Here is a 13,791-nt window from a genome sequence, read left to right as displayed (position 1 = left end):
ATAGTATCACAATCACCGTCTACCCATCACTATCCTTTTACCGCACCAGCCAGCATCCCCTGCGTGATCTTATCTGCCAACAGAAAGTACATCAAGATGACAGGCAATGCCCCAAGCACCAAAAAGGCTCCAATCGCCCCATAATTGACCGAGTATTGGCTGACAAAGCTGTTGACGCCAAAGGGCAGCGTTTTTAGCCTTTCAGAAGAGATAAAGGTCGCCGCCAATATATATTCATTCCATATCGTAATAAAAGTTAAAATGCACACTGTCATCATCGGCGGGACCGAGATGGGCAGCAACATGCTGCGGAAGATGCGAAAAACACCCGCTCCATCCATGAGGGCAGATTCCTCCAGCTCCAGAGGAATGGTCTTCATGAACCCGCTCAGAATAAAGATCGCAATAGGCATCGAAAAGGCCATATAAGGCAGAATCAGCGAGCCATGCGTATTCAGAAGCTTGACTTGCTTGAAAATGAGCATTAGCGGCAGCAGCGTTGACTGAAGGGGAATCATCATCCCGATGAGGAACAGCAGCATAACAGCAGAAGCACACCGCCAGCGGAATCGGCTTATGGCATACGCCGTCATTGAGCTTAAGAGAATAACGCCAAACATCGTTACGGAGGTAACCAACAAGCTGTTTCCTAGGTAGCGCACATAGTTGCCGCTCTCGAAGGCCACCTCATAGTTGCTCCACTGCAGGGTTTCAGGCAGGGAAAAGAAGCTTCCGCTTAGGATCTCTTCATTCGTTTTTAACGAATAGAGAAAGAGCCACAGCAGGGGATATAACTGCGTAACGACCAATAGGGACAAAAATAAAATCACCAGCACCTTAGCCACAGTCAAGCGCTTCGTCTCAGGCGCCGGACGGGATTTGGATGCTTGAAGCAGCTGCGGGGAGTCCATCGCATCAGCCCTCCTTTTATGAATAACGCTTCTCAAGCTTATTAAAGACGGCGTTAATCAACACCGTTACAATGAGACACATCAGGACGAGAATCGCAGCAATCGCACTTCCGTATCCATACTTCATGGATAGGAACGACATGTTGTACATGTGGGTGGAGATCACATCTGTTGCATGAGCGGGGCCTCCTGCCGTCATGACCATGATCATGTCGAAGGCTTGCAACGAGCCGATAAAGGCGAGCACAATCGATATTTTGAAGATCGGAATGATCATTGGAAACGTGATGTAAATATCGGACTTGAATCCCTCTGCGCCATCCATCCGAGCAGCCTCATAGATCTCAGTCGGGATATTGCTTATGCCGGTAAATTGAATCAACGTGTGATACCCGAGATACTGCCATAGAGCCACCATATAGAGGGCATACATCGCGATAGAAGGATCGGTCAGCCATGGCCTCGTCCAAGATTCCAAGCCGACAAGCATTAGAACTTGGTTTAGCATCCCGCCTAAGGAGGCTGGGTTATAGATCGTCTTCCAGAGCTGACCGATGATGACGACAGATAGAATGACCGGCATGAAATAGATGGATAGGAACAGATTCGGCTTGCGAAAATATCGGCGCAGCAGGATCGCCACGAGCAATGCAAGCGGAATCTCCGCCATTGAAAAGAGAGCAAACATAAAGGTTCTTCGTACGGACGGCCAAAATATCGGATCGTCGAAGAACAAGGTCTTAAAGTTGCCTAAGCCGATAAATGTCGCTTGCCCGATCCCATTCCAATCCAGCAATCCGCTATAGATGGATACTAGAATCGGGACGAAGACGATGCTGACGTACAGCAGCACGCAGGGCAGGACAAAGACGGCAATGGTAAGCCGAGATACCTTGAGCACATTCATCACAACACCCCTTTCTCATAAACTGCTATTCCTGTTGATAAGCCCTTACCTTTCATCAACAAAGAAGGGGAACTACAAAGTTCCCCTATGATGTCGCAGCCTCATGCTATTTGTTGTTGGCCTCGTAGGCAGCTTGATGCTCCTTCGCGACTTCTGCCGCATCCTTTTTCTGAACGAACAGATTCTGAATGCTCGTAAGATGCACCTGCGCCGTTCCTGGGTTCATCGTGTTGTCAAAGGCCAGGTCGCCCCCCTTCACTTCCTTGAACAGGCCTAGCACCTCCATGGCCATATCCGAGTAGCCTGCCGCTTTGAAGTCGCCGTCCACCTTTTGGCCGATGCCGACTGCTCCCTTGGCTGCAAATGTTTCTTTAGGGAAGTTCAGCATGAACCAGTTCAAGAATGCCTTCGTCTCTTCTAAATGCTTGCTGTCCGCTGAGATGGCAAATGCACTTCCCGGAGCGAGCATGAATTCATTCGAATTGCCCTTGCCGTTGATGGTCGGGAACTTGAATACGCCAACCTTGCCATTCACCGATGATGTCTCGATGCCGCCAGTTGCCCAAGAGCCCATAAAGTACATCGCTGACTTTCCTGTCTTGAACAAGTTCTCACCAGCGTTATAGTCAAAGGAAGTCGCCCCCTCTTGGAATGCGCCCGCCTGCACAAGATTCTGGAACGCGTCTACCGCTTCGATAAAGGCAGGGTCCTCGAAGGTTTTCTTCTTATCCAGCACATCCTGCAGGAATCCTGGACCGCCATTGGTACGGAGCAGCATATTCATGAACAGGAACGAGCCGGTCCACGTATCCTTTTCACCAATCGCAAAAGGCTGAATGCCTTTCGCCTTCAAGTCCCTGACTAGCGCAAGCAACTCTTCAAAGGTCTCCGGCACCTTTGCTCCTGCCTGCTCGAAGATTTCCTTGTTGTAATACACAACTGCAATATTATTGCCATCCGGCAGCGCATAGATCTGGTCATTGAAGCTGTACCATTCCAGCAGTCCATCTTGGAAGGTATCCTTCAATCCGTTCTGATCCAGCATATCGTTAAGTGGAGCGAACAAGCCCGCTTCGACGAACGGCTGCATCTGTGCGGCAGGATTCACAACCGTAATATCCGGCACTTCCTTCGAGGCAGCTTGCGTCTTCAGCTTCAGCTTCTGCTGGTCGGTATTCAAGGAATCGAGCTCAATCTTGATATGGGGATGCTCATCCTGATACTGCTTAACCAGCTTGTTCAGGATCATATTTTTGGGATCGGTAGGGTCGGGGTAAATATTTTGAAAGGTAATCGTAATCTGCTTCTCTTTCGATTCCTCCGGCTTCTTTGTCTCCCCTTCCTTGCCGGCGCTTTCATTAGATGGCTTATCATTGGTGCTGTTATTGCTAGCACCGCACGCGGCAAGGCTGAATACGAGCACAAGCGCCAGCATCAGACTCCACACTTTGGACCATTTGACCACCTGATTCATCCCCCTCACTTGGAATAATCTCATTATGGAGGAATTTGGATGTCACTAAAAGGTGTGATTTATAGGTTTGAGGTTTGAATTTTTTAGATGTTTATGAGGAGCTATCGATTCTATAGGAGAGAATCGGCTTGGAGAATGTGAAAAAGCAAGTTCGGCTTCATAGAGCAGACTTGCTTGCGTAAAAGATACGGGCTTAGATCGTCCGGCTAAGCTTGAGTTGGAACTCCGGCTTCGTCTTGTATTCCATATATTGAACCGAGCCTTGAAAGTCCAAATACGCTTGGTAACGAGTACGAATGGCCTGACTTGTGATTCGATCCAGTACCTCATCCTTCCTTACCCATTCTACCTCCGTGGTCTCGTTGGAAGTGGTGCATTCGCCGCTAACATAGGTGCACACATAGTCCAGCATAACCTTGGTCGGGATCTCTGTTACCCCGTCATGCCATATGTATTGACTCGTGTTGGAGTATACGCCAATAAGTTGATCGACGGTCACTTCAATGCCGCTCTCCTCCATAATCTCGCGGCAGCACGCATCGATGAGATTCTCCCCTGCCTCAACTTGTCCGCCTGGAAACACCCAGCCACCATGTACCGTTTTTACGAGCAGAATCTCTCCTTGCTTGTTCTCCACCACTCCACCAACCGCAACAATATGAGTAGGCATGGTCATGTTCTTTTCCTCCAATGTTGTTGTTATGTGACTACAGCTATATCGAATTGAATTGCTAAGTCTATAACCAATCGCTTTAAATGCTTGAAATGATAGATAATCATTCCATGAAGCATCCCTATGGTGCCTGACATCCCGTCCTGAATATCAAAATCATACTTTTTCATAAGGATATCCACCTCTATGGCTCACATAAATCGTCTCACAGAATCATTGGCTGAATGTCTTTTCTAGCACGATTTCGTCTTGCCATTCGTATTGGGAATGCTCATATGTCTTTCTTCCAGCCTGATTATGCTCACCTGTAAGGACCTTGATCGCATCCACATCATGCCTCATCAGCTCTTCTTCCAGTTGCTTAATAAGCAGCGTTGCAATGCCTTGCCTTCTTGCTTCTTCCATGACGTACATCTCCGTAATCTCAGCCTGACGCTTCAGGTAACAGAAGGAGCGATAGTGTTGCCCGCATATGAATCCTACGGCCCTTCCCATATAGAAGGCAATAAGTACGATCTCTTGCGATTGCGAGAGACCCTCTATTACCTCTGCTTTTGTTAATTGAACTCCATTAAACTCTTCATTCAAGCGTGCCAATTCGGCGGCATCTTCTGTTGCAGCACGCCTAATCATTATCGGATTGCCCATCGTCACTACCTCTCTCTATACCTTCATCTTCCTATGATTCTTACGACTATAGTAGACACACATCGCATTGAATTGAATATGCAGCAGCACGGCAGGCCAGATAGAGCCCGCAGCCTCGGTCATCCCGCCAAAGATCATGCCGCCCGCGAAAGCAAACAGCATGTAGCCCGCACTTTGCTTCGACAGCTTGTAGTATTGTAGATGGCAGATCGCAAATAATGCTGCCGTTATCATAACACTAGTTGTCATCGGCAGCCAAAGTACGGTCATGGATGAAGCGGATGGGAAAGCTTGATTCAATAGCGGCAGGATCATGCCTCTGAACAACAGCTCTTCAAGGATGGGATATGTAAACATAAAGTTTAATGTATGGTAGCGGCCTATCGGATGATAGCCCGAGTAACGAGCGATCACAAAGTTCAAACCCCCGATAATGAAAAAAGCTGGGGCGATCTCTAGCAGATGGTTAGGTAGCGTATATACCAAACTATTTTTCATAAAGATAAAGAGTAGAACAACAACAAGCCCCCAAAGATATACGCTATAGGCTTTGTATTTGTTCAGAGGGCTTATATGTACGAGATATTCCGTTATTTTATAGGAGAACGTCAATAGGATTGCAATAAGCAGGGTCATCATCATGATGGTTCAAACACCTTCTGATTTACGTCATGTTGTCTCATGCAAGTCATGCACGTCATGCTGCTGCCACTCAAATCATGTGGTTTCAAGCCTTCATGTTCACTTCACTCGAAAATAAATCCACTTCTTCCGCCGTATAGCAGGTTAGAGTGCAATAATCCTATGTATGAACGCCAAGCTTGTCGCTAGACACTGGCGACTCTTGCCCTCATCGTATGAGGCGTCAAACGGATTCATAAATCCATGCTTGGCATTGACAATCTCTACTATTGTATGGGGCTTATCCTTGAGGGCTGCCAGTAAAGTTGGCACATGAAAAGATTTCTCCTCTGAAGCGAAAAAGAGCAGCGCTGGGCAAGCTGGCTCGATATCTAGGGCGTCTCGAATCCGCGAGCCATAGTACCCGATGATGCCGTCAACCGGCAGGGTGCTGCACATCCATGCAAGGGTAGCACCCACGCTGTACCCCATGAGAAGAATGCGCTCATACCGTTCTCGCTGTTCTGTAACGATAGACGCAATCCTTTGCTTTCCACGTTCAAACCCGACCGAATCCATAAAGTAACGATAAGCCTGTGCTTCCTGCTCATAAACAAAGCCTTCTCTTTGCAGCAGATTGGGGATAAGGACATTCATTCCATTCTGCTTTATTCGATCACCAACGCTCAGCATATGGTCGTTGATCCCATATTTTTCATGAATAAGGAGGATTAATGTATTTGACTTCGAAGCTGTATGCACCTGACCCAACCTCCGTTGTTTATTTCTTGGTCAGAATCATTAATCCCGTCGACCAATTTAGCTTAACGTAATGATAATCCTTGCGTTGATCCAGCATCTGGATCAGCTCATCTACTTTTGACTGATGTCCCTCCGGCCAATTCGGTTGCGGGTTCAGATCATCGATAATGTACAACCCGCTCGGCTTTACCATGGAAAGAACTTCGTCTAGCAAATGAAACTTTCCTGGCCATGTATCTGCAAAAATGATGTCGTACTGCTCATGATGATGGCTCGATATAAATTCCGCACCATCACATACGTGAAACTCAACTCTCAGATCCTGGATCACGGTTCTAGCTATCTCTGCGAGTGCCGAGTCATACTCTACCGTCGTCAGCGTCGAGCTCTCATCCATTCCTTCCAAGATCCATGCCGTCGAATACCCGGCCCCTGTTCCGAGCTCAAGAATGCGGGATTGCGGTTTTGAAGCGACCAAGACACGAAGCAAGGCTCCTGTTAGATTGTCGCAAGACATGGTGAAGCCTAGTTCTACTGCCAACGCTTGAATGCGAGTCGCCATTGCTGGGATAGCCATATGCTGATCATCTACCACTTTGAATTCCCCCGATCTCTTTTTTTGGTTTCACAATAGATTAGTAGAAGCATATCACGTTGTCAATATAAGTAAATCAAACAGTCTATGAATAAGACCACTATCGCATTCCAAGTCCTTCTATGAGGTCAGCTATGACTGCTCTTGCCATAAACGAATAAGTTTCACGTCACCTGGCCGATATCGTAGAACATAGACATCAGGGTTCGTTAGAGCACGCCACTCTTCGAACCCTACAGATGGGTCAAAGTGCCTGAGGATAAGCGATAGCAATGCGCCATGCGTAACAACAGCGGCATGGTGATGCGGCCCTTCGATCAGCTCCTGAATAACCGCAACTCCTCGACTCATTGCTTCCCTCGACGACTCACCTCCATCAAGCACCATGTCCATATCCTCATACGTCTGCTTAAGCAGTTCCATCCAATTGTCCAACTGATGTGCACTTAGCACTCGTTCCTCCAAACGATGATCTGTGACAAATGCTAGACCCAGACGGTCACAAAGTGGTTGAATGGTCTGAATGGTTCTAGTGAATGGGCTAGAAACCACGACCTCCAGTGGAATGGCTCCAAGTGCATTCGCGAGCTGAATCGCCTGTTCTTGCCCTAAAGGGGTCAGCTTTGCATTCGGCTCCTGCCCTTCAGCCTTGCAATGCCGTATCAGATAGATGTTTTTCACGTCCTGCACTCCTCCTCACATATCCTTACTGCGCGTATCCCTGACTATGTAAAAAAGCCTGCTTATCCATTAAGTTATGAATGATCATGCAGGCCTCTCATTTTCCAATACAACGATATTCATTTAGAAGTATTTCACGAATCCTATTTTCTTTCCTCGTTCGAATCCCGTTCTTTCATAAAATTGCAGAGTCTCTTCGCTGGATCTGCTCGTCATAAGCATCACTTTATAGCAATCTCGCTCTTGTGCCACATCAAGTGCACGCAGCAACACGCGCCGACCGTAGCCTTGATGTCGATACTCTTCATGCGTGACTACGTTCTCAATGACGGCATACGGCCTTGCCCCTCGAGTCAAGTTCTTGATGATAGCGACGACACAGGTGGAAATAAGCTGTCCGTCCTTCTCACATACGATAATAAGCATATTCGGATCCTGTAAGATGTCACTCCATAAATCGGTAAGCCGCTGATCTACGTTAAGCTCTGGGTCATAGGGCTGGAGATGCTTATATAGATTCAAAACACTATGCAAGTCATGCTCTTGTACGAACCGAACTCGTTCATTCATGTTCACACCTTCTCTCCCTCTGGCCGCATAAAAATTTTTCTCATACTCAGCTTATCTTGATGCGATATTCAACGAAATGCGGCTCAGTTATTTCCTTCATCTGATTCCATCTATCCAGCATGCTATGGACGAGATCATGGAAATTAATCAAGTCAGGCAGATCTTTAACATATTGAATATCCTCTATCTCGTTTGCGGGCAATGTGTCTTGTATGTCGATCACCTCAACTGCAAATGCCATACCGTATGTATCGTTGAACGGAAATACACCGAATGGGGCTGCCTTAAAGTGAACAGCCCCCGTCTCTTCATATAATTCCCGACAAGCAGTCTGTACAATGGATTCGCCTGCTTCCCTTCTTCCCCCTGGGATCTCCCAGCCTCCGCGATCCCGATTTTTTATCATCACATAGCGATTGTTGTATGTCGTTAACAGAACTGCAAAAGTAATCTCTTCGTAATAATGTCCTCTGCTGATAACCAGTTGATGTTCATGATATCTGTTCCTCTTCTCTACGTTCATGAGCTTAGCGACAATCCTACTATTAATAAGACTTCTTTTTGAATGATTTGAGTCTCCATCACAGCACTCGGTTCATTTCTTTGCCTTTACCTTACTTACAGTTCAACCTTCTCGTAATGCTCAACAGTTGGAAATGGATCATAAAAGTGATGCAGAAGTTCCTTCCACCGCCCATACTGAGCTGAACCTCTAAAACCTAACGTATGGTCCTCAAGTGTTTCCCAATTGACTAGCAATAGGTATTGGTTCGGCTCCTCGATACACTTTTGAAGCTCGTGGCCCATGTATCCTGGCATCGAAGAAATGATAGCCGACGCCTTTCTAAAGGCTCCTTCAAATGCTATGGCTTGTCCGGGAATCACCCGCAATACAGCGACTTCAAGTATCATGCAGCAGCCATCCTTTAACGATTTTTTGCTTGCTCCTTATTCCGATGCTTGTTGAAGTGCAGTTCGATCCTTTGGTTTTTCAATGTCATTTCCTTACGACTAAGTTCAATATCATACACATGGTTGTCTATTAAAATTTGTGTTGCAGACAGCCATTTGTAGTTCATATGCTCCTGTCCTTCCGAGATGATTTGCTTTGCTTCCGTACCATCGCGCTGGATTGATATACTATACGAACCTAAGATAAACTCGGTGTTGGTTATTTCAAGGTAATTATACTGATCCAGAGGATCTTCCGTTCCCACCAATTTAGTGGCTTGGTCACCTTCCCAGACCCCAATCAGAGCCTCTTCGTAAATCAAGGGTACAACCTGCTAATAAAATGATTACAATCATCACGAACAGTAGTGATAATCGGATCCTCCATGTACAACCTCTTGGAATCATTTCTTTTTTGCAATCCAGATCGTCCATCTGTCTTCCTCTTTAATCGAAGGTGAATCGCCTAGCTTGTTCTTAATATATGAGACTAACTCTACTAGCTCCTCGTCAGACAAGTCGTGCAGAATGGAGCGTCCTGTTCGCTTCAGCAGATCCTCCTCAAGTTCATTAACAGCCGCATACACTCTCCTCGTCTCCCAGAAGGAAACTTCCGCAATCAGCTCAAAGCCGTTGTCTTGCAATACGTGCTGAACTTGCTCACTGGAATGACGACGGTTGATTTCTTTGTCCAACAATCGTGGATATTTTTCAAAAAAGTAGCCCCGTATGTGCGTCTCACTGCCAGGCAGGGAACAGTCCTCTGGCGTGCGGTCCTGAATGATGAATCTTCCTTCGGACTTCAAGATTCGATTGGCTTCTTGAAAGCAAGCGTCAAGATCATCAATATGATGAATCAAGGCTCGCTCCAAGAGCACATCCATTTGCTCGTCTACTAATCCTGTATCCCATGCATTTCCTTGCACATAGTCGATGTTGCTTAGCTCTTTGCAATTGGCTTGGGCACCCTTTAGCATCTCTAGGGAAAAATCCATCGCCGTCACATGAGCAGCTCCAGACATCGCAAATACTTTGCTGTAGATGCCTCCGCCGCATCCAAGGTCCAGGACTTGCTTCCCTTGTATGTCCACAAACTGCTGAATGGTCTGCATCCACTTTTCTTCTGCCGTACGCGAAGCATATGTCGTTTGATTGCGCTGATCATGAAAATCAATGCTCATCTTACCTCTCCCCCTAACAAGTGTTAACATGTCATCATTTACGACTCGTAAGCTTCCTTTAGTGCACCAATGTCGAGCTTCTTCATCTGGAACATCGCTTGCATGACTCTTTCAAATCGTTCGGGATCCGCTTCCTTTAGCATCTCGTTAAGGGCAATAGGGACGATCTGCCATGACACGCCAAACTTGTCTTTCAGCCATCCGCATACTTGAGCCTTCTCATCGCCGCCTTCAGCAAGCTTTTCCCAATAGTAGTCGATCTCATCTTGTGACTCACAGTTAAGAATAAAGGATATGGCTTCGGTAAATGGGAATTGAGGACCGCCGTTTAGAGCGACGAACGATTGACCCTCAAGTTGGAATTCCACAGTCATGACGGAGCCTTCTTGAAACCCAAGCTGATCGTGTGATTTTCCATATCGGGTGATGGCTTCGATCTTGGAATGCTCAAAAATAGACGTATAATGCGCTACCGCTTCCTCCGCTTGGTTGTTGAACCACAAATTCGGTGTAATCTTTTGAAATCTCTGAGTCATCTTCATTAGCCTCCCTCGGTTTACCTTGCCTGCTTGAGTTGATTCACTATCGTACTTGGCTTGATCTGGGATGATCCGAAAAACAGTAGATAACAAGAAACCCACCTGCGGCAATCAACCTTAAGGTGGGTTCATACGTTCTCATGTTGTGACACAAGGTTAATCTTGTGAATGTACCTTTATTGTACCTTTCCGCTTCGCAATCTACAAGTGACCATCCCAGGTAATGCTTGTTCATCCGCTATCTCAAGATTCGCTGCGAAAGGATTGAGCATCCTTGATAAACTTTAGTTGGACAAGATAATCATCTCTAATGGTCTCATACGTTTTCCCTCCAACTTTTATCATCTAGTCTTCCATAGATGGAACGGTGAACCGTATGATATTAGTATTAATAATTTTGATCATACGTTGTAACGAATTATCCTTAACGCAGTCTTATTCCTATCAGGAGGTGAATAAGTGCCCGATATTAAGACCATTTATAATCAGTATTTTCACGATGTTTATTATTTTGCTTTATCACTAAGCCGAAATGAGCAAATTGCTGAGGAGATCACACAGGAGACCTTTTTTAAAGCATTGAAAAATATTGATCACTTTAAAGGTCATTGTAAGATGAATGTTTGGTTATGCCAAATCGCAAAAAATACGTATTTCACTTATAGGAACAAGCATAATCGATATGAACAAGATCGCCATCAAGAAATAGCGAGCGAAATGAATATGGAAAAGAAGTTTGTAGACCAAACAGAATCACTGCGGATACATAAGTTGCTACATCACTTGGATGAACCTTACAAAGAAGTATTTACCTTAAGAGTATTTGGAGAATTATCCTTTAAACAAATCAGTCAAATTTTTGAGAAAACAGAAGGCTGGGCAAGAGTTACCTTTTTTAGAGCTAAACAAAAAATACAAGAAAAATTAGTGGAGGATGGACTATGAACAACATTTCATGCCATGTGGTTAAAGATTTACTTCCGCTTTATTATGACGACGTATGCAGCTTAGAAACGAAAGACACCATTCATGAACACATGATAACTTGCCCAGACTGTAAACGAATTCTCGATCAATATAAAGCAGACATTGATTTGCCGATTGAAACTATAGAACGAAATAAAGCCGAGGGCAACGGCCTACAAAGTATCTATAAAGCTTGGAAAAGTTCAAAAATAAAGGCATTTTGCAAAGGGATGATTATCGCTTTTTGTATATGTGCTGTATTATACGGAGGGTACTTGGGCTTATTCCAATGGAATATCACGAAGGTATCCGCTAGTGTTATCCAGATATCGGACGTAAGTTTGCTTAGAGATGGTAGAATTTCTTATCATGTCAAAATGACGGATGGTTACAATGTTAATCAAGTACATTTTAAACTTGAGAATGATGGAAGCTTCTACATGACGCCTCTCCGTCCTATCATCAAATCCAAAAAATTCGCTGATATAGGACTTGCCAATACTTATGATGTCATTGATCTTAAACAATTAAGCTTAAACCACACAAATGAAGTGGGTATTCAAGAAATTTACTATGGAACACCAGAAGATCGTGTCTTGGTTTGGAAGAAAGGAATGGCGCTACCGACAGCAAGTGATGCTATTGAAGCACTTTTTGATAACTAGGGTGTCTTCAATGAACTTAAGTTTAACCAAGAGGTTTGATAGCTGAACCTCTTTACGATGACGCGTTATTCAAGTCTATCATGAATCGCATCAACATTATTCAAGTAGCATTCTGCGTTTCTTATTTGCTGTCTCCGCTCATTATGCATATTGCTTAAGCAAGTTCGTCGTTTCTCCCTAAAAAGCCAAAACACCGAGGAAGCCCCCGGTGTTATGTCGTCATGTCTGGGAATAGTGATGCAAAGCAAGCTCGTTTCTATGATTCAGCTGACTTATAAAGGTTAAGGGCTTCCTTGATCTGAGGGATAGATAGCCCCGATGCTTTCAGCTCCTTAATATGTTGAATGCGCGCGACTGTCTCTACACGCCGATACCTGCGCGTCAGATTCTCCTCTTCCTGCTCAAATGGAAGCATGCCTTCTTCTGTGTAATATTTAAGCGTACTATAGCGAGAATCGGTCAGACGGACCAACTCTCCAATGGATACGAACTCAGAGGCAAGAATAGCCTCCATCGAACGCTGTCTGGACATGATAACCCGACTCCTTTAAAATGGCAGTCTCGGGATGAGTCGGACACCATGAATCGGCACTCTCCCATATTCGGCATGCGGAATCGCATTGTAAACTCTATTATCAATTTTTAGAGCAGGAACATCGCCATCCCTTACTACTATAACCTTATGACCATTGGACTCCAATCGCACAACTACATCACGAAGTCTTGCCTCTGCATTAGGGAACATCTTTTCCGTATCGATAAATATGGCCTGCGAGCGTTCAAGCACCGGAAAAATAAAGTTCAATCCCGAGCCTACAGGTGTCTTAATGGCCGCTTTTTTCATTCGTAAAAATTGCTTTATCGCAAGCTCCGTTCCACGATGTATGCGAATCGTATACAAAGACTGCGCCAGCGGGTCCTGTTGGTACAGAGCATACATTCTAGCACTTACCTTCTCAAGCTCATTACGTGAAAACAAATCATGCATACTGCCGCTCTCACGAAGCAGCCAAAGCATGCTGATCGTCTCATCCGTTACCTGGCCATCCTCCAAGATATCTGCACGGAGATGCTCAGTAATCCGTGAATACGACTCCAGCTCGCTCCGATATTCTTTGATCTTAACGCCTGAGGTATGGAAATACAAGTCACATGCAAGCAGGTGCGGAATTTCCTCCAGCAGGCCCATTTCCTTAAGAGAATCGAAGATTGCATCTTCAAGCTGCTTTAGCTTTCGAGTTGGAAGCATAGACGCTTTTCTAAGCCATGTCTTCAGATCCCCGATAGATCCGCCACCCTTGTGATCCAAGGCTTGAAGGACAAAGTCACGATAACGCAAGGGTTGAGCTTGGATCAGCGCTTCCTTATTCAACGTGAGTTCATGTCCGCTTGGAGTAAAGCCATTATCTAAATAAACCTCGAGAACAGCCGCTGCGGCTATACAGCGAAGGGCTACCTTCTTCGCTGTTGTCAGCTCCAGACTTCTTTGAGCGTTAAGTGCTACCAGTGCAAAGCTGTGTGTAAGGGGCAAATCTATCATAACAATCCTCTCCTATACAAGTTCATTTTCAACGGATGATACGTGAAATGAGGAATCATTCAGATGCTACTTACTACTTACTACTTACTACTTACTACTTACTACTT

At 45.4% G+C, this 13,791-nt stretch carries 20 protein-coding genes; 2 read left to right on the top strand and 18 right to left on the bottom strand.

The annotated features are described in order from the left end of the window. Positions 1-29: 29 nt before the first annotated feature. The 16 genes from I2H74_RS23065 to I2H74_RS22990 form a co-directional block, all read right to left on the bottom strand. Complete coding sequence (locus I2H74_RS23065; RefSeq protein ID WP_195576599.1) at positions 30-911, bottom strand: carbohydrate ABC transporter permease; 882 nt, start codon at positions 909-911, stop codon at positions 30-32. A 16-nt stretch (positions 912-927) separates the two neighbouring features. After that, a complete protein-coding gene (locus I2H74_RS23060; protein WP_195576598.1) occupies positions 928-1,818 on the bottom strand; it encodes a carbohydrate ABC transporter permease in 891 nt (296 codons plus the stop codon). 106 nt (positions 1,819-1,924) lie between these two features. Then, positions 1,925-3,292, bottom strand: a complete 1,368-nt coding sequence (locus I2H74_RS23055; protein WP_195576597.1) for an extracellular solute-binding protein — start codon at positions 3,290-3,292, stop codon at positions 1,925-1,927. A 193-nt stretch (positions 3,293-3,485) separates the two neighbouring features. Next, complete coding sequence (locus I2H74_RS23050; RefSeq protein WP_195576596.1) at positions 3,486-3,968, bottom strand: NUDIX hydrolase; 483 nt, start codon at positions 3,966-3,968, stop codon at positions 3,486-3,488. A gap of 23 nt (positions 3,969-3,991) precedes the next feature. After that, positions 3,992-4,135: a hypothetical protein gene (locus I2H74_RS23045; protein WP_195576595.1), complete on the bottom strand. Its 144-nt coding sequence runs from the start codon at positions 4,133-4,135 to the stop codon at positions 3,992-3,994. Positions 4,136-4,178: 43 nt separating this feature from the next. Continuing rightward, entirely contained in the window at positions 4,179-4,613 is a 435-nt protein-coding gene (locus I2H74_RS23040) for a GNAT family N-acetyltransferase (RefSeq protein WP_195576594.1), read from the bottom strand. Positions 4,614-4,628: 15 nt separating this feature from the next. Beyond that, positions 4,629-5,255 (bottom strand): CPBP family intramembrane glutamic endopeptidase, encoded by a 627-nt coding sequence (locus tag I2H74_RS23035; protein WP_195576593.1) that lies wholly within the window; start codon positions 5,253-5,255, stop codon positions 4,629-4,631. A gap of 144 nt (positions 5,256-5,399) precedes the next feature. Next, positions 5,400-5,996 carry a dienelactone hydrolase family protein gene (locus tag I2H74_RS23030; RefSeq protein ID WP_195576592.1) on the bottom strand — a complete coding sequence of 199 codons (597 nt, stop codon included), beginning with the start codon at positions 5,994-5,996 and terminating at the stop codon, positions 5,400-5,402. A gap of 19 nt (positions 5,997-6,015) precedes the next feature. Then, on the bottom strand, positions 6,016-6,591 hold the full coding sequence (locus I2H74_RS23025) for an O-methyltransferase (protein ID WP_324254144.1): 576 nt from the start codon (positions 6,589-6,591) through the stop codon (positions 6,016-6,018). Between the two features lie 132 nt (positions 6,592-6,723). Then, entirely contained in the window at positions 6,724-7,272 is a 549-nt protein-coding gene (locus I2H74_RS23020) for a histidine phosphatase family protein (RefSeq protein WP_195576591.1), read from the bottom strand. Between the two features lie 123 nt (positions 7,273-7,395). Further along, the gene (locus tag I2H74_RS23015; protein WP_195576590.1) at positions 7,396-7,842 is read right to left on the bottom strand and encodes a GNAT family N-acetyltransferase; all 447 of its coding nucleotides are present in this window, start codon (positions 7,840-7,842) and stop codon (positions 7,396-7,398) included. A gap of 46 nt (positions 7,843-7,888) precedes the next feature. After that, complete coding sequence (locus I2H74_RS23010; RefSeq protein WP_195576589.1) at positions 7,889-8,365, bottom strand: NUDIX domain-containing protein; 477 nt, start codon at positions 8,363-8,365, stop codon at positions 7,889-7,891. 95 nt (positions 8,366-8,460) lie between these two features. Beyond that, positions 8,461-8,754, bottom strand: a complete 294-nt coding sequence (locus tag I2H74_RS23005) for an antibiotic biosynthesis monooxygenase family protein (protein ID WP_195576588.1) — start codon at positions 8,752-8,754, stop codon at positions 8,461-8,463. Between the two features lie 14 nt (positions 8,755-8,768). Then, positions 8,769-9,116 (bottom strand): hypothetical protein, encoded by a 348-nt coding sequence (locus I2H74_RS23000; RefSeq protein ID WP_195576587.1) that lies wholly within the window; start codon positions 9,114-9,116, stop codon positions 8,769-8,771. An 81-nt stretch (positions 9,117-9,197) separates the two neighbouring features. After that, entirely contained in the window at positions 9,198-9,974 is a 777-nt protein-coding gene (locus tag I2H74_RS22995) for a class I SAM-dependent methyltransferase (protein WP_195576586.1), read from the bottom strand. A gap of 38 nt (positions 9,975-10,012) precedes the next feature. Further along, a complete protein-coding gene (locus tag I2H74_RS22990) occupies positions 10,013-10,510 on the bottom strand; it encodes a VOC family protein (RefSeq protein ID WP_195576585.1) in 498 nt (165 codons plus the stop codon). A 462-nt stretch (positions 10,511-10,972) separates the two neighbouring features. Between I2H74_RS22990 and I2H74_RS22985 the strand changes: the two genes are divergently transcribed. Both I2H74_RS22985 and I2H74_RS22980 read left to right on the top strand, forming a co-directional pair. Further along, entirely contained in the window at positions 10,973-11,458 is a 486-nt protein-coding gene (locus I2H74_RS22985) for an RNA polymerase sigma factor (RefSeq protein ID WP_195576584.1), read from the top strand. Continuing rightward, positions 11,455-12,144 (top strand): zf-HC2 domain-containing protein, encoded by a 690-nt coding sequence (locus I2H74_RS22980; protein WP_195576583.1) that lies wholly within the window; start codon positions 11,455-11,457, stop codon positions 12,142-12,144. The genes I2H74_RS22985 and I2H74_RS22980 overlap by 4 nt, the downstream gene beginning before the upstream one ends. A gap of 256 nt (positions 12,145-12,400) precedes the next feature. Here I2H74_RS22980 and I2H74_RS22975 read toward each other — a convergent pair whose 3' ends face one another. Continuing rightward, positions 12,401-12,676: a helix-turn-helix domain-containing protein gene (locus tag I2H74_RS22975; RefSeq protein WP_195576582.1), complete on the bottom strand. Its 276-nt coding sequence runs from the start codon at positions 12,674-12,676 to the stop codon at positions 12,401-12,403. A gap of 15 nt (positions 12,677-12,691) precedes the next feature. Further along, on the bottom strand, positions 12,692-13,684 hold the full coding sequence (locus I2H74_RS22970; RefSeq protein ID WP_195576581.1) for a hypothetical protein: 993 nt from the start codon (positions 13,682-13,684) through the stop codon (positions 12,692-12,694). Positions 13,685-13,791: the final 107 nt, after the last annotated feature.

This window comes from Paenibacillus sp. 1001270B_150601_E10 (assembly GCF_015558675.1).
GTDB lineage: Bacteria > Bacillota > Bacilli > Paenibacillales > Paenibacillaceae > Paenibacillus_B.
Note: the sequence above shows the minus strand (reverse complement) of the source record. Positions and strands in the feature narration are given on the sequence as shown.